The organism is Candidatus Omnitrophota bacterium (assembly GCA_023227985.1).
GTDB lineage: Bacteria > Omnitrophota > Gorgyraeia > Gygaellales > Profunditerraquicolaceae > JALOCB01.
The window spans coordinates 1-17,931 of sequence record JALOCB010000010.1 but is presented as its reverse complement, the minus strand read 5'-3'; the positions used below and the strand labels follow the sequence as shown (position 1 = coordinate 17,931).

General features: G+C 49.7%; 18 protein-coding genes. 1 reads left to right on the top strand and 17 read right to left on the bottom strand.

The window, feature by feature from the left end; genetic code table 11:
• Nucleotides 1-5: 5 nt before the first annotated feature.
• Nucleotides 6-917, bottom strand: a complete 912-nt coding sequence (rpsB, locus tag M0R35_03510; GenBank protein MCK9594726.1) for a 30S ribosomal protein S2 — start codon at nucleotides 915-917, stop codon at nucleotides 6-8.
• A gap of 350 nt (nucleotides 918-1,267) precedes the next feature.
• Here rpsB and rpmB point away from each other — a divergent pair, with 350 nt between their 5' ends.
• The gene (gene rpmB, locus M0R35_03505; protein ID MCK9594725.1) at nucleotides 1,268-1,495 is read left to right on the top strand and encodes a 50S ribosomal protein L28; all 228 of its coding nucleotides are present in this window, start codon (nucleotides 1,268-1,270) and stop codon (nucleotides 1,493-1,495) included.
• 71 nt (nucleotides 1,496-1,566) lie between these two features.
• Here rpmB and recJ read toward each other — a convergent pair whose 3' ends face one another.
• The 16 genes from recJ to M0R35_03425 all read right to left on the bottom strand — a co-directional run bounded on the left by recJ (nucleotide 1,567) and on the right by M0R35_03425 (nucleotide 17,917).
• The gene (gene recJ / locus M0R35_03500; protein MCK9594724.1) at nucleotides 1,567-3,258 is read right to left on the bottom strand and encodes a single-stranded-DNA-specific exonuclease RecJ; all 1,692 of its coding nucleotides are present in this window, start codon (nucleotides 3,256-3,258) and stop codon (nucleotides 1,567-1,569) included.
• Between the two features lie 3 nt (nucleotides 3,259-3,261).
• Entirely contained in the window at nucleotides 3,262-4,905 is a 1,644-nt protein-coding gene (argS, locus tag M0R35_03495; GenBank protein MCK9594723.1) for an arginine--tRNA ligase, read from the bottom strand.
• A gap of 30 nt (nucleotides 4,906-4,935) precedes the next feature.
• Entirely contained in the window at nucleotides 4,936-5,292 is a 357-nt protein-coding gene (rsfS, locus tag M0R35_03490; protein MCK9594722.1) for a ribosome silencing factor, read from the bottom strand.
• Between the two features lie 68 nt (nucleotides 5,293-5,360).
• Nucleotides 5,361-5,510, bottom strand: coding sequence for a DUF5679 domain-containing protein (locus tag M0R35_03485; protein ID MCK9594721.1), 150 nt, complete (start codon nucleotides 5,508-5,510; stop codon nucleotides 5,361-5,363).
• A 130-nt stretch (nucleotides 5,511-5,640) separates the two neighbouring features.
• Nucleotides 5,641-6,672 carry a hemolysin family protein gene (locus M0R35_03480; GenBank protein MCK9594720.1) on the bottom strand — a complete coding sequence of 344 codons (1,032 nt, stop codon included), beginning with the start codon at nucleotides 6,670-6,672 and terminating at the stop codon, nucleotides 5,641-5,643.
• Nucleotides 6,654-7,928: an insulinase family protein gene (locus M0R35_03475; GenBank protein MCK9594719.1), complete on the bottom strand. Its 1,275-nt coding sequence runs from the start codon at nucleotides 7,926-7,928 to the stop codon at nucleotides 6,654-6,656. Before M0R35_03475 ends, M0R35_03480 begins: the two co-directional genes overlap by 19 nt.
• A 1-nt stretch (nucleotide 7,929) precedes the next feature.
• Complete coding sequence (gene trpA / locus M0R35_03470) at nucleotides 7,930-8,715, bottom strand: tryptophan synthase subunit alpha (GenBank protein MCK9594718.1); 786 nt, start codon at nucleotides 8,713-8,715, stop codon at nucleotides 7,930-7,932.
• Complete coding sequence (gene trpB / locus M0R35_03465) at nucleotides 8,712-9,893, bottom strand: tryptophan synthase subunit beta (GenBank protein ID MCK9594717.1); 1,182 nt, start codon at nucleotides 9,891-9,893, stop codon at nucleotides 8,712-8,714. The genes trpA and trpB overlap by 4 nt, the downstream gene beginning before the upstream one ends.
• Nucleotide 9,894: 1 nt before the next feature.
• The gene (locus tag M0R35_03460; protein ID MCK9594716.1) at nucleotides 9,895-10,683 is read right to left on the bottom strand and encodes a dihydropteroate synthase; all 789 of its coding nucleotides are present in this window, start codon (nucleotides 10,681-10,683) and stop codon (nucleotides 9,895-9,897) included.
• A 23-nt stretch (nucleotides 10,684-10,706) separates the two neighbouring features.
• Nucleotides 10,707-11,663 (bottom strand): acetyl-CoA decarbonylase/synthase complex subunit delta, encoded by a 957-nt coding sequence (locus tag M0R35_03455; GenBank protein MCK9594715.1) that lies wholly within the window; start codon nucleotides 11,661-11,663, stop codon nucleotides 10,707-10,709.
• Between the two features lie 18 nt (nucleotides 11,664-11,681).
• Nucleotides 11,682-12,425 (bottom strand): AAA family ATPase, encoded by a 744-nt coding sequence (locus M0R35_03450; protein MCK9594714.1) that lies wholly within the window; start codon nucleotides 12,423-12,425, stop codon nucleotides 11,682-11,684.
• Nucleotides 12,426-14,354, bottom strand: coding sequence for an ASKHA domain-containing protein (locus tag M0R35_03445; GenBank protein ID MCK9594713.1), 1,929 nt, complete (start codon nucleotides 14,352-14,354; stop codon nucleotides 12,426-12,428).
• Between the two features lie 133 nt (nucleotides 14,355-14,487).
• A complete protein-coding gene (gene acsC / locus M0R35_03440) occupies nucleotides 14,488-15,822 on the bottom strand; it encodes an acetyl-CoA decarbonylase/synthase complex subunit gamma (GenBank protein ID MCK9594712.1) in 1,335 nt (444 codons plus the stop codon).
• Between the two features lie 69 nt (nucleotides 15,823-15,891).
• The gene (locus M0R35_03435) at nucleotides 15,892-16,431 is read right to left on the bottom strand and encodes a hypothetical protein (protein MCK9594711.1); all 540 of its coding nucleotides are present in this window, start codon (nucleotides 16,429-16,431) and stop codon (nucleotides 15,892-15,894) included.
• 14 nt (nucleotides 16,432-16,445) lie between these two features.
• Entirely contained in the window at nucleotides 16,446-17,063 is a 618-nt protein-coding gene (locus M0R35_03430; protein ID MCK9594710.1) for a phosphoribosylanthranilate isomerase, read from the bottom strand.
• The gene (locus M0R35_03425; GenBank protein MCK9594709.1) at nucleotides 17,057-17,917 is read right to left on the bottom strand and encodes an indole-3-glycerol phosphate synthase TrpC; all 861 of its coding nucleotides are present in this window, start codon (nucleotides 17,915-17,917) and stop codon (nucleotides 17,057-17,059) included. Before M0R35_03425 ends, M0R35_03430 begins: the two co-directional genes overlap by 7 nt.
• Between the last annotated feature and the right edge of the window lie 14 nt (nucleotides 17,918-17,931).

Genomic DNA, 17,931 nt, shown 5'->3' with positions numbered 1-17,931 from the left:
TTTGATTATACCTTCTTTCTTAATTTTGATTTTTCCTGCGCAACATCCGGATGAACGCGCTTCGGGTCCTGGGCATCATCCTTGACCACCCCGGGATCCTCGGTTATCTCCCCGCTCCCCTTTATCTTCGCTTCCTCTTCCGGGATAACGGCGGCCGCGGCCTCTTCATTGGCCCCTTCTTTTTTACTATCATCATTCTTTACCGCCACGCCTTCATGCGAAAGATAGGATAAGAATTTCTTCCTTCCTTCGACGATGCTGTCGGCTAAGAAAGTGGTGATTATGCGTATGGATTTAGTCGCGTCGTCGTTGCCGGCGATCGGATAATCCACCAGGTCAGGATCGGCGTTGGTATCGATAAGCCCGATGACCGGTATATTCAGCCTTCTGGCCTCCCTTACCGCCGTATCCTCTTTCTTGGTGTCAACTATGAATATTGCCTTGGGCATGCGCTCCATGGGAACGATCCCGGAAAAGTTCTTGTTCAGCTTCGCTAATTCCTTCTCCAGCATAGCGACTTCTTTTTTCTTGAGATTATCGAAAGTGCCGTCTTTTTTCATCGTCTCTATTTCCTTAAGACGGTTGATGCTCTTTTTGATCGTGGCGAAATTAGTAAGCATCCCGCCCGGCCAGCGTTCGGTGACATAATACATCCCGCTGCGCTGAGCCTCGCGCAGGACGACTTCCTGCGCCTGCTTCTTCGTGCCGACAAAAAGGACGAATTCTCCTTTGGCGGCGATATCCAAAAGGAAATCCCGCGTCTTGTTCAGGCACTCCTCGGTCTTTTCCAGGTCAATAATGTAGATGCCGCTGCGCTCCCCGAAAATGAATTTCTTCATCTTGGGATTCCAGCGGGAAGTCTTATGACCGAAATGAACCCCTGCTTCCAAAAGTTGTTTGATTAGTTCTGATGGCAAGTTTACTCCTCCTTCTTGGCCCCCTCTTCACTAACTCCACCCTTCAAGTTTATCAGGGCGACGCGTATAATAAAGGGCTTTTCATACGGTTAGGCATCGGGCTGTGCACCATTGACAGCCTTATTGATACAAGCTAGTTTAATGAGTATACCATAATTTTATTATTATGCAACTATTTTTGTGCCTTTAATTGCCTGCCAGATTTGCCTTGACAAAAGACCTATTTCGGGTATACTTGAATTCCTGCTGGCGATATTTACGTGAATATATAACATAATTGGCCCTTCGCGCTTCCGGCGCTCGGGGTTAACTTCTCTCCGCCAAGGCGGATCAAATTTAAGGAGTCTAAAATGTTCAAAGAATGCGCGATTTGCGGCAAAGGCCCCCTTGTCGGTAAAACAGTGGTCAGAAAAGGGTTAGCTAAGAAAAAGGGCGGCACAGGAAGCAAGATCGTCCGCAGCACCAAACGCAAGTTTTTGCCTAATCTGCAGAAGGTCCGAGTAGTAATGGGCAAACATGTCAAAAAGATCTATATCTGCACAAAATGCCTTAAAAAAGGCAATATTGTCAAAGCCTGATCTTTACCCGCTAAAAAAAGAACCCTCTGGATCCAATTCCAGGGGGTTTTTTTAACCTTTACCCGCTGTTCCTAACGTGTTTTAAAGAATATTTCCTTTATATCAAGGATCATTGATTCCTGCCCCTGCCAGTTATCGATCATCGGGCTGTAAACCAGGCCAAAACTACCCGCGTTAAGCAATTCCCCCTTAAGCTGCCCCATGCCAAAACCGATGGCAGAATAAGTCAGGTCATTGTCGGTTACCCAGAATTTCATGGTGTTCTTATTGAATAACCGAGGCTGTCCTTTGAGCATAAGATCCCGGGTATAGAATAAAGGACGGGCATTGCCCTCTCCAAACGGCTCCAGTTTCCCCAACTCAAGGATGAATTCCCTGCCAATATCGGCAAGCCCCAATTCCATATCAACATCCAGGCTGGGGATCAGATCCTGGAAAACCAGCTTATCTTTGGCAAAAAGATTGATCTTATCCCGGAATTGGCTGATATTATCCTGCTGGATGACCATTCCTATGGCATGCTCGTGCCCGCCGAAACCATCCAATAACTCCTTGGAATCGTTAAGCCCTTCAAATAAATGGAAATTCTTGATGGAACGGCCTGAACCGCGGCATAATCCCTGGTTTATCGATATAAGTATGGCCGGCCTGTAAAATCTGTCCGCCAGCTTAGAAGCCACAACGCCCAACACCCCTAAATGCCATCCTTCTTTAGCCACCACCATTACCTGATGCTCTTTGAAATTAACTTCTTTATTGATCAGGTCCTGCGCCTCTTCCATTATCTCGCTCTCTACCTTCTGACGCTGGCGGTTATACGTATCCAGGGTTTTAGCCAGGTGCGCGGCCTTGATTTCGTCATCGCACATCAACAGATCGAACGCGGTTTCAGCCGTATCCATCCTGCCGCTGGCGTTTATCCGCGGACCCAGGATAAAACCCACGAATTCCTGGGTCATTTTCTTGTTATTTATACCTGCAGCCTGGATAAGGGCTTTTAATCCCGGCCTTTCGCTTTCAGCTATCTTCTCCAGCCCGAGCTTGGAAATAACCCGGTTCTCTCCGGTCAAAGGCACGGAATCGCATATTGTTCCCAGACAAACCAGGTCCAGGTCATCCTCCAAAAAACTGCCGGTCAGCGCCTGGCAAAGCTTGAACGCCACTCCCACTCCCGCCAGATCCCGGTATTTATATCCCGACCCGCTGATCTTTGGATTGATCACCGGCCAGCCGTAAGAGGCGGTTGTCGAAGGCTCATGATGGTCAGTAATGATAACCTCGATCCCCTGGCCTTTTATCTCTTCGATTATTTCCACACTGTTAGTCCCGCAATCCGCAGTGATAAAAAGCCCTATCTTCTTTTCCTTTAATATCTTTATAATATTCCGGCCCAGGCCATATCCTTCTTTTATGCGGTGAGGGATATAATGCTCGGCTTCCAGGCCCAGTTTACGCAGGGTTTGCGTTAACAAAACAAGCGAAGTTACCCCGTCAACATCATAATCGCCGTGGACCAATACCCGGTCCTTATTCCTGGCCGACTTTTTGATCAAATTGACCGCCAGCCGCATATCAGAGAAAGAAAACGGGTCTAACAACTGATCAAGACGCGGATCCAGGAAATTCCCCGCTTCTTTCAGGCTTTTAATCCCTCTATTGATCAATATTTGGCTGGTTATTCGGGAAATCCCCAGAGAACTGCTTAGTTTATCCTGCAGTTTGGGATCGGGAATGGAAATATTAAGTATTTTGTGGGAGGACATAGCTTACATCTGCTCCGGGGCGGAAACCCCGGCCAGTTTCAATCCGGCGGCCAGAGTGACATTTACCGCTGAGATCAAAGCGAGCCTTGCCCGGGTCAACCCTTCATCCTGCCCCAGAACCCGGTGCCGGTCGTAAAAACGGTGGAATCCCTCAGCTGCCTCCTGAAGGTATACGGTAAGCATATACGGATCAAATGTCTTGGCGCAGACTTTCAATACATAAGGGAACTGCCAAAGCTTGCGGATCAGGTCCAGTTCCTCTTTCTCTTTCAGGAAAGACATATCAACGCCCTCCGGCTGGACAGCCTTAGCCGCCTGCCGAAGTATGCTGCTTATCCGGGCGTGCGCGTACTGGACATAATAAACCGGGTTCTCCGGGGTTTGTTTCTTGGCTGTTTCCAGGTCAAAGGCGAGATGGCTGGAAGTTTTGCGCATCAGGAAAAAAAACCTCGAGGCGTCGCAGCCCACTTCCTCCAAGACTTCCCTTAAAGTGATATACTGGCCTTTACGAGTGGACATCTCCACAGGTTTGCCGTCCCTGAATATCGAAGCCAGTTGGACTATTACTACATTAAGACTGTCCGGCTCATAACCTAACGCGCTCACTGAGGCCTTCAATCGGCTGATATAACCGTGATGGTCCGGGCCGAGAAGATTGACCAGCAGTTTAAATCCCCTCAGGTACTTGCTCCAGTGATAGGCGATATCCGGGGCCAGGTAAGTATAAGAACCGTCGCTTTTAATGACCACCCGGTCTTTGTCATCGCCGAAATCCGTGGACCTGAACCAGACCGCGCCTTCTTTTTTGTATAAAAATCCTTTTTCCCGCAGGAACGCAAAGGTCTTCTCGATATCCCCTCTTTTGGTCAGGGCCTTCTGGCTGTACCAGCAGTCGAATTCCACGCGGAAATCCTTAAGCTCCTGACGGATAACGTCCAATATGGCATCAGCCCCGTATTCCGAGAAATCCTTGATATCCAGTTTTTCTTCCTTGATCCGCCTGGCCATATCCGTAATATAGTCGCCCTGATAATAATTCTCCGGGAAATCGACCTTTTCGCCATTCAACTGTTTAAGCCTTGCGCGGATGGATTCACCCAGTATATTTATCTGGTTGCCTTCGTCGTTAAGGTAATATTCTTTATGCGCCTTATATCCGAGGAACAGAAAGATGTTGGCCAGGGCGTCCCCAACTGCCGCCTGTCTGGCATGCGCCACAGACAAGGCGCCGGTGGGATTGGCGCTGACGAATTCTATCATCACCGGCAATCCATTGCCCCCGGACTTAATATCCGTATAATCCCATTTCTGCCCGGATATCGACGACAACACTTCATAGAAATATTCGGGGCTTAAGTAAAAATTGATGAAACCCGCGCCTTCCACCCTGATCTGGCTGACATACCCCTTAAAATCAGCCTGCTGCAGGTGTTTTTGGGCTTCACGGACGATATCGTCGGCAATAACCTTAGGCGGCTTCTTGACCGCGGAAGCCAGTCTCAAGGCGATATTGCTGGACAGGTCGCCGAACGCCGAAGCCAGGACCAATTCCGGCTCCTGCCCGGCGGATAAAAACACATCCAGCTTTAAATCGCCAAGCGCCTTCTTGATTATCTCGATGAGCTCTTTTTGAATGCCGCTTTTCATGGGGTTTATGGACAGGTTGAAACGGTGAGATTACTTTTTATTTTTTTTCCCGGCGGCCCCGGGGATCCTTACTTTTTTGGCGTCCGACCAGAGATGTTCCAAAGAATAAAACTCTCTCTTCGGTTTGTAGAACATATGCGCCACGACCGACGAATAATCCAAAACTATCCAGCCGGATTCCTCATTCGCGCTGACCTTCGAGAGTGTCTTTATTCTTTGTTTGTCTAGGTCTTCCTGGACAGCATCGGCTAAGGCCTTAGCCTGCCGCAAGGAGGTCCCGCTGGCGATAACGAAATATTCGCAAAAACCGCAAACACTCCGCATATCTAGGCAGACCACGTCCAGGGCTTTTTTATCCTTCGCAATACGGGCAATCCTTAACGCCAACGATTTCGGATCTATGTTAATCCCCTCCCAGGCGCAAGGCCTGAACTCTCTTTACTTTATGAAAACTGTTATTTTTTTCCTAATATTTTGTACATCCCTGTGCCGCAATCAGGGCATTTGCCTTTTGCCGCCGGTCGGCCGTTCTTCATGGTGACTTTTTCCTCATTAATCATTTCTTTGCTCGCCTTGCATTTTACGCAATATCCTTTTTCAGCCATTTCAACTCCTCCTTTGATGTCTACCTGTGCATGTTTTGCCACCAAACAGGTTAACAGGTATCCTGCGCTTATTGTCAAAAGTCTATCACAGTTAAGCCGGGCTGTCAATGCCAAACAGGCCGGGCGATCCTTATCGGCTCCCGACAGCCGGATGCTGCTCATCGATCTCGCCGACGATCTCTTCGATCAGGTCTTCCAGGGTAACAAGCCCCAGGGTTTTCTTATTCTCATCGACCACAATGGCGATCTGGACCTTCTCGGATTGGAATTTCCGCAGCAATTCATTGATCCGGACCGACCCAAGGACATAATAAGCCGAATGCACCACATCCGGCAACAGGAACAGGCCTTTATCCCTTAATATATACAGGAGGTCACGGGCGTAAATTATGCCCACGACGTTATCTATCGAATCGCGATAGACCGGCAACCGGGCGTGCCCCTCCTCGACGAATATATCCAAAACCTGCTCCGGGCTGGAATCAAGGTTTATCGCCACTATTTTATCCTTGGCGATCATCACATCGTTTATCTTAATATCCCCGAACTCAAAGATGCGGTGAAGCATCTTTTTCTCTTCATCGGTAAGCACGCCCTCATCCCTGCCCACTTCGATCATCAGCCGGATCTCTTCCTCGGTGATCAGCGGTGACCTTTTTACCGGCGCGATCCGGAATATTTTCAACCATAAATTGCTGAAAAAAACGAATACCCGGGTGATTGGGTCGAACAGCCAGACAAAGAACTCCATTACCGGGGCGACTAAAAGAGCGGTCCTCTCGGTATGTTTCAGAGCCAGGACCTTCGGGCTTATCTCGCAGAAGATCAGGATAACGAACGCCGTAAAGAGCGTAGCGATCACCGCCCCCCATTTATACCCGAATAATTGAACAGCGATCACCGTTAATATGGCGGACATGGCGATATTGATTATATTATTGCCCACCAGGATCGAAATTATGAATTTATCGGAATTGGACAGAAGACGCTGGACGCTTAAGCTGCGCTTAACTTTCTTGGCTACCATATGGCGCAGGCGGATCTTGCTTAAGCCGATCAACGAAGTCTCGGCTATGGCGAAAAAAGCGGATAAGATCCCCAGGGCCAAAAGCAAGAGCAATAATGGCAAATGCAGCAAGACGCTCATTTTAACCTCGCCCATCCGGATACCGCGGATTCTGTTGCCTTGACCGGACCGATCAAGGCGATATGAGTGTTATCTTCCCGGAAAAGCAGGCGGCAAACCTGCTGCAAATCTTCAAGGCTTACCTGCCTGACCTTGGCGATTATTTCCTCCGGGGAATATGTCTTATCCAGGCTCACAGTAGGCTCTCCGATCCAGAACATCTGGTCCATAGTATCCTCCAGGGACAAAAGCATTTGTCCGGTAAGGAACTCTTTGGCCCGTTTAAGCTCCGCAAGCCCGGCCTTCTCCCGGATAGCCCTGCGCAATTCCCTGAAAATAAGCTCTACCGTATCCTTGACCTTGTTATTATCCACCCCGGCGTGCACAATGAACGCGCCGGTATCCTTGAGGAATTTCGCCCCGCTGCCGATCTCATAAGCCAGGCCTCTTTTTTCCCGGATCTCGCTGAACAGCCTGCTGGAGGAATTCCCTCCCAGGATCACGTTCAATAAGCTTAAGGCATACCTTAAAGGATGTTCCTTGTTCAGGCCGCGGAACCCCGCCGCGAGGTGTGTTTGTTCGGTCTCCTTATAACACAGGCTGACCTGCGGATGTTTCAGTGATCCTTTGAATTTTCCGCAGGCGTTCAACCCGGATCTTTTCAACCCGGCAAATCTTTTCACCGCTTTCTCAACCAGTTCATCATGGTCCAGGCTGCCCGCGGCGCTGACCACGATATTTGCCGCGGTATAACGGCTCTTCTTATATTCAATAAGGTCTCTTCGGCTAAGCGAAGTGACCGACGCCTTAGTCCCCAGGATGCTCATACCTAACGGATGACCCGGCCATAAAAGCTTATCCAGCAGTTCATGGACATAGCTTTGCGGCTGGTCTTTATACATTTTTATCTCTTCCAGGACCACTGTGCGTTCGCGCTCAAGCTCATCGCGGGGTATGATCGGATCAACGACCATCTCCGACAGGATATCCAGGGCCAACTCCAGGTAAACAGCGGGCAATTTAACCAGATAACAGGTAACCTCTTCCGAGGTAAAGCCGTTAAAAGATCCGCCCACCCCTTCTATGGATTCTTTTATCTTCTGACAGGTATATTTGCCTGTCCCCTTAAAAACCATATGTTCCAGGAAATGGCTGATCCCGGAATTGACCGGGGTCTCACACCTGGAACCAACATTCACCCATATCCCTAAAGCCACAGACTTCTTTTCCGGCATAGGCCGGCTTACTACCCTGACACCGTTGGTCAACACCGCCCTGTTATATTCTTTCATCCTATCCTTTTAAATTACGGACAAATCCGCCTATTTTTGAAACCAAGTCTTTTTTGCCGGCATTCTCCTTTATCTTCTTAATGATCGCGCTTCCCACAATCACCCCGTCAGCCTGGGATTGCACCTCTTTGACCTGACCGGAAGTAGATACCCCGAAACCAACACATACAGGCTTTTTGGTAAACCGTTTTATTTTCTTTATATGGCCGCGAAGGTCGCGCGGCAATTCCCTGCGCTCGCCGGTAACCCCGGTCAAACAAACATAATAAATGAACCCTTGCGAACTATCGCATATCCTGCGCATCCTTTTATCCGCGGTGGTCGGTGAAACGAAGAAAACCGTGGCCAATCCGGTTCTCCTTGCCGCTGCGATAATTTCCTTGCCTTCTTCCGGAGGCAGGTCAGGGATGATCAACCCGTCCACCCCGCAAACCTTGGCCTGCCTGGCGAAATTATCGATGCCGAAAGAGAATACCGGGTTGTAATAAGTCATGAAGCACAACGGCATTTCCGTTTTCATCCGGACAGACTTGACCATTTTGAAAATGGAGCGCAGATCGGTTTTTTTCTTCAAGGCATCCATCGAGGCTTCCTGGATCACCGCTCCGTCGGCCATCGGGTCGGAGAAAGGTATGCCCAGCTCAATGATATCCACGCCCGCCTTTTCCATCTCCAATATAAGGCGAGAGGTAGTCGCCAGGTCCGGATAACCGGCGGTAATGAAAGCAATGAACGCCTTCCTGCCTTTTTTCTTCAATTCCCTGAATTTAAGGTCGATCCTGTTCATAGTTTTAAACAAGGGATAACAATGCCCATATCCTTATCGCCCCTGCCTGAGATAGAAACGATGACAATGGAATTCTTATTTATCTTTTTGCCCAGATTTTTTAAATAAGCTACCGCGTGCGAAGATTCCAAAGCCGGGATTATGCCTTCGCTGCGGGAAAGGAGCTTAAACCCTTCCAGGGCCTCATCGTCGGTCACAGAAACATACTCCGCCCTTTTAGTCTCCTTGAAAAAAGAGTGTTCCGGCCCTACTCCCGGATAATCCAGGCCGGCGGAGATAGAATGCGTTTCTGTTATCTGCCCGGCTTTATCCTGCAAAAGATACGACTTGGCCCCGTGCAATACCCCGACCTTTCCGCGGCCTAAAGTAGCCGCGTGCTGGCCGCTGCTCAATCCCCTGCCAGCCGCTTCCACACCGATGAACTTAACTTTACGATCATTATAAAACGGGTAAAAAAGCCCCATGGCATTGCTTCCGCCGCCCACGCAGGCAACTAAATAATCAGGCAGTCTTTTTCCCCGGGATAGGACCTGCCTGCGCGCCTCTTTACCCAGGACAGACTGGAAATCCCGGACGATCATCGGATACGGATGCGGCCCGGCGACAGTACCGAATATATAGAAGGTGTCTTTTACATTGGTAACCCAGTCCCGGAATGCCTCGTTAATGGCGTCCTTGAGCGTTTTCGACCCGGTGCCTACGGAAACGACTTCCGCGCCCAAAAGCTTCATCCGGTAAACATTCAATTCCTGGCGCTTGATATCGTCCTGACCCATGTATATGGCGCATTTAAGCCCGAAGAGCGCGGCTACAGTGGCGGTGGCCACGCCATGCTGGCCGGCGCCGGTCTCGGCGATGACCCTGGACTTACCCATGCGCTTGGCCAATAATACCTGGCCCAGCGTGTTATTGATCTTATGCGCACCGGTATGCAAAAGGTCTTCGCGTTTCAGGTAGACCTTGGCTATCCCCAGCTCTTCGCTGAGGTTTTTAGCCAGGTACAGCGGGGTTGGCCGGCCGGCATATTCTTTAAGGTAATAGGCAAGCTCGGATTTGAAATCCGGGGCGTTCTTTACCTTTAAATACTCTTTAGTAAGTTCGTCCAAAGCGAAAACAAGCGCCTCAGGGGCGAACTTCCCGCCAAAATCACCAAAATATCCTCTTTTATCAGGCAGCATTTTATTTTTTCCTGTAAGCGTCCAGATATGACTCGCAGTATATCTGTTTGTTCAATATCAATTCAGCGGTGATCAATGAATTCATCAGCTCATCGTCCAAAGGATCAAGTATCGCCGCGTCCAGGCCGGATCCTATGGCCATAGTCAGGAATGTCCGGTTGATCAGGCTTCTTACGCTGGTCCCCTGGGAAACATTGCTTAAGCCCACCACTGTTTTCGGGCTGGGTTCGGATATAATCGTGAAATCGCGGATGACTTCCAGTATGTCGCGCATCTGTGCCTGGCCGACATTAACCGGCATAACAATAGGATCAAGATAAAGATCCTCGATCGGGAAATCCGCTTCCGAACAAGCGGCCACGATCCCGGCTGCCAACTCCAGCCTCTGATCTTTATTCTGCGGTATGCCTTTTGAATTCATCGCCAGGCCGATAAGCTTGGCGCTGTATTTTTTGGCCAGAGGTATAAGTATATCCATCTTCTCCGGGTCGGCGGTAGTGGAATTGATCATCGCCTTGTTCTTGGCTGTTTTTAATCCGGCCTCGAGAACCGCGGGCTTGCTGGAATCGATCACCAGCATCTTATCCGTGACTTCCTGAACAGTCTCTACCAGCCACTGGATATCGCTTACCGGCTCCTTGGAAGCGGGCCCGCAGTTTATATCCAGGGCATCGGCGCCGGCTTTTATCTGGGCCAAGGCGCATTGCTGGATAGCGGCCCTATCCTTCTCTTTTATCCCCCGGGCGATGGAAAGATACATCCCGTTAATAAGTTCGCCGATTATGAACATTTTATCCTCCGGTATAGTGCAGCTTAAAGCCGCTCAATGTATTCGTTCACTTTTTTGACCGCCTCAGGATGACGCATAACCAGAAGATCCGCGCCTGCCTGGATCAAAGCAGTGGCGGTAAGGCTCTCCCAGATCACCCCGCGCTCTTTTTCCGGGCCGAACGCCGGAAATTCCTGCGTACTTACCCTGGCTTCTTTCGCCCTCCAGGCTTCCTGGCCGACAAGGCAGATAAAAGGCAAAGCCATCATCTTGTCCGCGGAAAGCCCGGAAAGCCTGGCCCTTTCCATTATTGAATACGCGTATTCCAGGCCGTATCCCAAAGCGCCTATCGTGGGATTGATCACGATCCTGTCCAGAGAAAGCCCGATATCGGAGATCAGGATATTCAACTGTTTGGCGATGTTTATGTCGATCGGCGATTCAGCGATGATATTGTGCCCGTCCGCCAGCGCAGCGGCGGTCAAAGTCTTATAGTTGTCCTGGACAGCGCTGCCGATCAGGCAGCGTTCGTTCTTGGCCGCCTCGGAACACGCGGGCAGGACCAAATTATCCTTATCGTCATCCCCGCATCCCAGGATCACCAGAGGCACATCCACCTTTTTTAAAAGCCCGGAGATGAATTCTGCTTCCTGCTCCGGGGTTTTATTCCCGAAATCCGGATGCGCGGCTTGAAGCTTCACGCAAAGTATTTTAGCCTTATACGCCTTGACGCATTTTTCCGCCCAGGCCAAAGGGTCTGAGTATACGTCGCTGTATTGTTTCGCCAGTTCATCCGGCCAGTCAGAAGGCGCGCTATCCCAGATCTCAAAAGCGATCTGCGGTTTATTCGGCAGTCCGGCCTGGTCCGCCAGGAACGGCAACGCCCCTTCCCCTCCTATTTTAACGACATGACCTCGGCTTCCGCCTTCCGCCCTGGTCGCGCCGATGCTCACCTCGCTGATCTTGCCCTGCCATTTATCCAACATTAATTCGATAGCCATTTCTTCAACTTCCTCCTTTTAGATTATTTTATCAAGCAACCCTGTCAGAACACTTAAAGCCGGGCTGTTCTTTTTCAGTTTAAATACCGGGTCGTTCTTTATGCTAAGATCCATAATCCCCTTGTCTTCAGGGACATCCCCTATATATTCCAGCCCCAGGTCTTTTATCCGGTTTTTATCTATCTCTTTGTCCTGGCGGTTAATGATCAGTAATTTGCTCTTCACCTTAAGCTTGAGTTCCCGAGTCAGATCGCTTATCCGTTTAGCCGCCCTTAAGCCCGCCGACGACGGGTCGGAAACCACTATAAGCCGGTCAAGGCTGGCCTGGGTCTTGCGCGAAAGATGTTCCAGACCCGCTTCATTGTCGATAACCACAAATTTATAATCCGCCAGAAGCCTGGCCATAATATTCTTCAGGACATTATTGACAAAACAGTAGCAACCCGGGCCTTCGGGCCTGCCCATGGTCAACAGGTCAAAACCTTCTCCCTCTTCAATGATCGTCTGGACCTGGTATTCGATGAACCTATCCTTGGTCATCCCCGCCGGGATCTTATCCGGGCTGGCCGCCACTGCGTCAAGTATGCCGCTGATAGTCTCTTGCGGCTTCATCCCCAGCGCCTCGCCGAGATTGCTGTTGGGGTCGGCGTCTACGCCCAGGACTGAGCCGAGTTTTTTATCTTTGATCAGCCGGATAATCAGGCCGGAAATAGTGGTTTTTCCTGTCCCGCCTTTGCCGGCGATTGCAATGGTATGGCCCATTTAGTTGAACCTTACGTTAGGGAATTTCGCCAGGTCGGTATGCGGGAAGAACAACGCCGCCATATATTCATCCATATATCCCGGCTCTGCGGACAACTCGAAATAAACCGCGGCTTTGGCGATCTCATTAACCTTATCCACTGCCTGCCCCGACAAAAGCGCTTGTCGGCATCCGGCCAAAGAGCTGTTCCCCACAAAGGAAAAAACCGACTTATCCAGGTCCGGCAAAAGCCCGATGCTTATGGCGTTATCTATATCCAGCGAAGTGCCGAAGCCTCCGGCCACATAGATCTTTTTGATCATCCCGTAATCCAGCGACATATGCTTGAGCATTATATTGGTAGCGGAATAAATAGCCGCCTTGGCCCTTTTCAGGTTCTCTATATCCGCTTCATTGACCACTATATCACTGGCTGAATCCGATTCTTCTTGGAACGCCACGATGAATTCCCTGCCGAATTCGCCTTTACGGATACGTTTATGGCTGATAGCTTTTATTTTTCCGTTCTTATCCATGACGCCGGCTTTGAGCATTTCCGCGATAAGGTCGATATATCCCGATCCGCAGATCCCGCGAGGCTTACAGTCCGCTATGCAGCTGTAAGTCACAGTCAGGTCTTTGGTGATCTTTACCTTGTGTATCGCGCCTCTGGAAGAACGCATACCGCAACCCACGCCCGAGCCTTCAAATGCCGGGCCGGCAGAGGCCGAGGTGACCGCCATAAATTCTTTATTGCCTAAAGCGATCTCGCCGTTGGTCCCGATGTCGATCAGAATACTCAACTCGTCCTTTTTATCCATTGCGCAGGCCAGGATCCCGGCAGTGACATCCCCGCCCACATAACTGGATATCCCGGGCACGCAGCCGAGTAACCCGTGCGGATTGATCTTTATACCTGCCTCGGACGCCCGGAGCACCGGCACGAAATTCAGGACCGGCACATAAGGCTGTTTACGGATATAAGTCGGGTCGATCCTTAAAAGCAAATGGATCATTGTGGTATTGCCGGCGCAGAAAACGCAGGTAACATCGTTAAGATCTACGTTATGCTCTTTAATAAGCCCCTGAATGATCTGGTTCATGCAGTCAATGACCACATGGTGCAGTTTTTCCAGGCCTTCCTGCTTCTGGGCATAAATAATCCTGGTGATCACGTCAGCGCCGAAACTCGCCTGTTTGTTATACGTGGCTTTGGTCCCCAGGATCCTGCGTTTATTCAGATCGACCAGTTGGCCGGAAATAGTGGTAGTGCCGATATCAAAAACCAGGCCGAAATTCCGTCCCGAGGTATCGCCGGGCTCGATAAAAACTATCTCAAAGCCGTTATTCCTCTGGGCGACAGTAACCGTGACCTTCCAATCCGAAGCGCGCAGTAATTCGCTTAACTGCCGTATTGTCGCCAGGCTGGTCCGGTTGATCTCTATGCCGCCGGCCTTATGGATCTGGCGGTAAATACGCTCGAGATCCGCGGCGTTATCCTCCATATTTGAAGCAGGCAACTCCAGGTATATTTTTGTGGCCAAAGGCGAATGGCCCGCGGAGCTGTCGATAAAACCGGGCTCAATGAACTGGATATCTTCAGCCTTCTGATATAATCCTTTGAGCCTTAATTCCAGGTCCTGCTGGGATAATTTATCCATCTCCAGCCTGGACTGCTGCGGGATCTCAACCTCGCAATCGCTTTGTATGGCGCTAAGACAGGCCAGGTAAACGTTCGCGTTCTTTTCGTCCTGGCTGATCCTGCCGGTAGGCTGGCTAAGGACATCACCGCTTTTCAAGATAATCTTGCATCGGCCGCATACCCCATCCCCGCCGCAGCTGGAATTGATATATATCCCGGCTGATATAGCGGCGGACAGAATAGTACGGTCCTTATCCACCTCTACGCTCTTTTTATCCGGGTAAAACGTTACCTTATATCTCTCCATACCCACCTGTAGACGTTGTATCCAACTTCCTGTCTTATATATAGTTACAAATAAATGTTTTCGCTTTTTGACGCAATAAACATTTATTTACAATCCTTTGGTACATAGAGAATTGCATACAACGTCTACGAGCCTAGGAACTGAGGTTTTTGAGGAACGTTGGGATACCTGCCGCCTCTTTCGGCCCAACAATGATCTCCCAGCCGGATTTATCCTCAAGGTCGCCGCTCATCACCGCCACATAGCCCGGGATAATCAGTTTTTTCTGCGCAACCAGGTCAGCCACAGCGAACTTATTGATCGAATCCGCTATTTTTTCCGGAGTGAATTTCTCCGCGGCCCAGGCAGTCAACACTGACATCCCTTCAGTGTCCACGCTGATTATATATGAAGGTATTTTACTGGCTTCAACCTCGCCCACGACAGTATAATAACTCAGGGAAAAATTAGTGGTCACTAATACCGGGGACTTCGGGCCCACCTGGCCAATGGAATAGACCTTCGGCTCGATCTGCAAAGGCTTCTGCGGATCGGTATAAATATTCTGGCGCAAGGTCAAAAGCGAAAGCACCTGCCAATTCTCGATCCCGCGCATCAGGACAATGGAAGCGTATTTAAGTATGAAAGTCCCGGCGGCCATGACCTCCTGGTAAGGGTCTTTCTCCTCGATAACAGCCAAAGAAGGATACCCCAGGCTGCGGTTGGATTTCTTAAGCGCAAGCCTGCGGATCTGGGTAAGGTCCTTAAGCTTATCTTTTATTTCAGGGGATGTGACGTCGATGATCAGGTCATTGACACCCAGCTTATTCATTTCCTGGGTCAAGGCTGAAGCCTCATCCAAATCCCTGGCCTTCACCGCCAGAGGAACCTTGAATTCAACGGCTAATTTCCCCAGATCCGCGGAATTCGAACCGCTCGCGGCGTAAATAAGCGGACGGCGCTCTTTGGCTATTGCCAGCGCATCCTTCAAAGCTGCCGGATCATCGCTCATCAAAACCAGCGCCAGTTCGGTATCGGCGTAAATATTCTTGACCGCTTGGACAAATCTTTTGGCGTCGCTTTTCTGTTTTACCGCCACCAGGTTAACCAAAAGCTCCTGGCCGACGCGCTCGAACTTTAACCCGTTGATCCTGGCTAACTTCGCTTTGATCTCGTTATCTTTAAGATCATCATCGATAATGAAGCCTAACGCGCAGGGGTTACGGAATTTTTCCTCGTGGCGGAACATAACGGTCTCATTGCCCACCTCTATCTTGCCGCTGCCCGCGCCGATTATAACCGGCCTGATCGGAGGTAAGCTGGCGGCCTCCAGGCTTTGCTTGACCTGGGCGTTCACATAAGGGCATTTATCGATACTGACCGCCTTCTTGGCTAATTGCATGGCGAAAGCGAGGCAGGTGGCAAAACCGCATTCCTTACAATTCGTTTTAGGCAATAATTTGTAGATATCCAATCCTGAAAGCGCCATTTGTTACGATCTCCTTTTTAAGATGTTCATTTTAACAAAGTAAACCCTTGGTGTCAAAAAAAAAGCCGTTTATTTGGTGATCTTGAACGAGCCGATGATCGCCCGGGCCACGCCAAGTTGGCCGTTATACTGGCTTTCCAGCGCTGTATATGTCAAGACATAGATCTTCTTATTATTTAACAGAAGTACCTGCATTAATTTAAAGTTGGCCTTTTGCTGCTTACTGGTAGAAACAAACCTGTAGACTTCGAACCCGTTCAGTTTTTCTTTCTTTTGCTCAATGAACTCGGCATTGCCCCAGCCTTTGATTATGCCATTTTTGGCCTTTTCGCAAAGGGCATCCAGATCGGTCGTATCATTCTTATCCAATTCGCTCGACACCACATTTACGCTCGGCGAAAAAGCCAGCTTCTTATCCTCGACGGGAGAAACAAAGATAACCTTGTTCCCTGATATTTTGATCTTGTAATCCGCGGGAAATTTAATGCTGTACGAATACCTCGCGCTTACGTAATTCTTGGACAAGGCAGCGGCATAAACAGGCGATTGCATATATGCAGCTAAACTTAACAGGACAAAAACCAAAACATTTTTTTTGCTTAAACGCATCCGGACCTCCGTTTTTAACCTTTGGCCATTCTGATAAATCTGCGCATTTTTGCCGGATCTTTCCTGCCCGGGGTTTTCTCCACCGCGCTGGATACATCCACCCATTCCGGCCTGACAATATTTATCGCCTTACGGACATTACGCTCATCCAGGCCTCCGGACAAAAACACAGTCTTCTTGCTCAACTGTCCCTGCCCGGATAAATGGCGCCAATCGAATTTTTTCCCGCCCCCCCCCATACGCGAACCGGATATCGAATCAAAAAGCCTGGCGAATGTTTTATATTTTTCAATCCCGGCGAAATCCATCTCGCCTTTAACCCCAAAGGCCTTGATCACCTTATGCCCCTTAAACCTTGCGCAAAACTGCGGGGCCTCATTGCCGTGGAATTGGAGCATATCCAGCCGGCACGACCTGGCAATGCGCCTTATCCTATCCTCACGGGCATTGACGAATACGCCGACTTTAATAATATCCGCACCAAGCCCGGCGATAATAGCCTTGGCCTTTTTCTCCGTCACATAACGTTTGCTTTTGCGAAAAAAGACGAAACCCAATGCATCGCAGCCCGCTTCTATCGCGGCCAACCCATCCTTCAAATCGGTTATCCCGCAGATCTTTACCTTTACCATCCCATTATATCCTGGATCGCTGATTTCATATCAGCGGATTTCAAAATCGCCTCTCCCACCAGTACGGCGTTGACCCCTAAAATCTTAAGGAACAATATATCCTGGTAACTTTTAAGCCCGCTTTCCACCACCACTACCCGGTCTTTAGGTATCAGGGTATACAGCCGTTCAGTTAACTTGAGATCCACTTCCAGGGTACGCAGGTCTCGGTTATTCAACCCGACCGCGAAAGAAACCGTTTTTCTTGCCTTGGAACGCGGCAATAATATTTTGTCCGGCTGGCCCTGCGGTTCAGCCGGCGTTATCTTAAGGCTCAAAACCTTCTTCAATTCTTTTTCCTCGTGGGATTCAACCAAACAATCCATGCCCAGTGAATCAGCCAACGCGATCATTTCCGACAAACTATCCTTGGATAACAGATCGGCGATCAAAAGGATGGCGTCCGCCCCGGCTGATCTGGACTCGTAAACCTGATAAGGCTCGAAGATAAAATCCTTTCTCAACACCGGCAGATCCACCGCGGTTCTCACTTCGTTTATATACGCGGTATTGCCGCTAAAAAAGTCCTCTTCGGTCAAGACCGATATCGCCTGACATCCGGCATCCTTGTATACCGCGGCTATCGCGGAGGGTGAAAAATCCTCCCGGATCAACCCGGCTGACGGGGATTGTTTCTTTATTTCGGCGATCAAGGATATCTGCTTATTCTTATTTATCGCTTCCAAAAACGGCCGCGCAGGAGGCAATCCGGCGATCCGGGATTTAAGCTCTTCCTCCGGCAATGCCAGCTTTGCCTGTGCCAGGCGCTCTTTTTTCTTGGCTACGATCTGTTTCAGGGAATCAGTTTTTGCCATTGCCGTACTCCTTT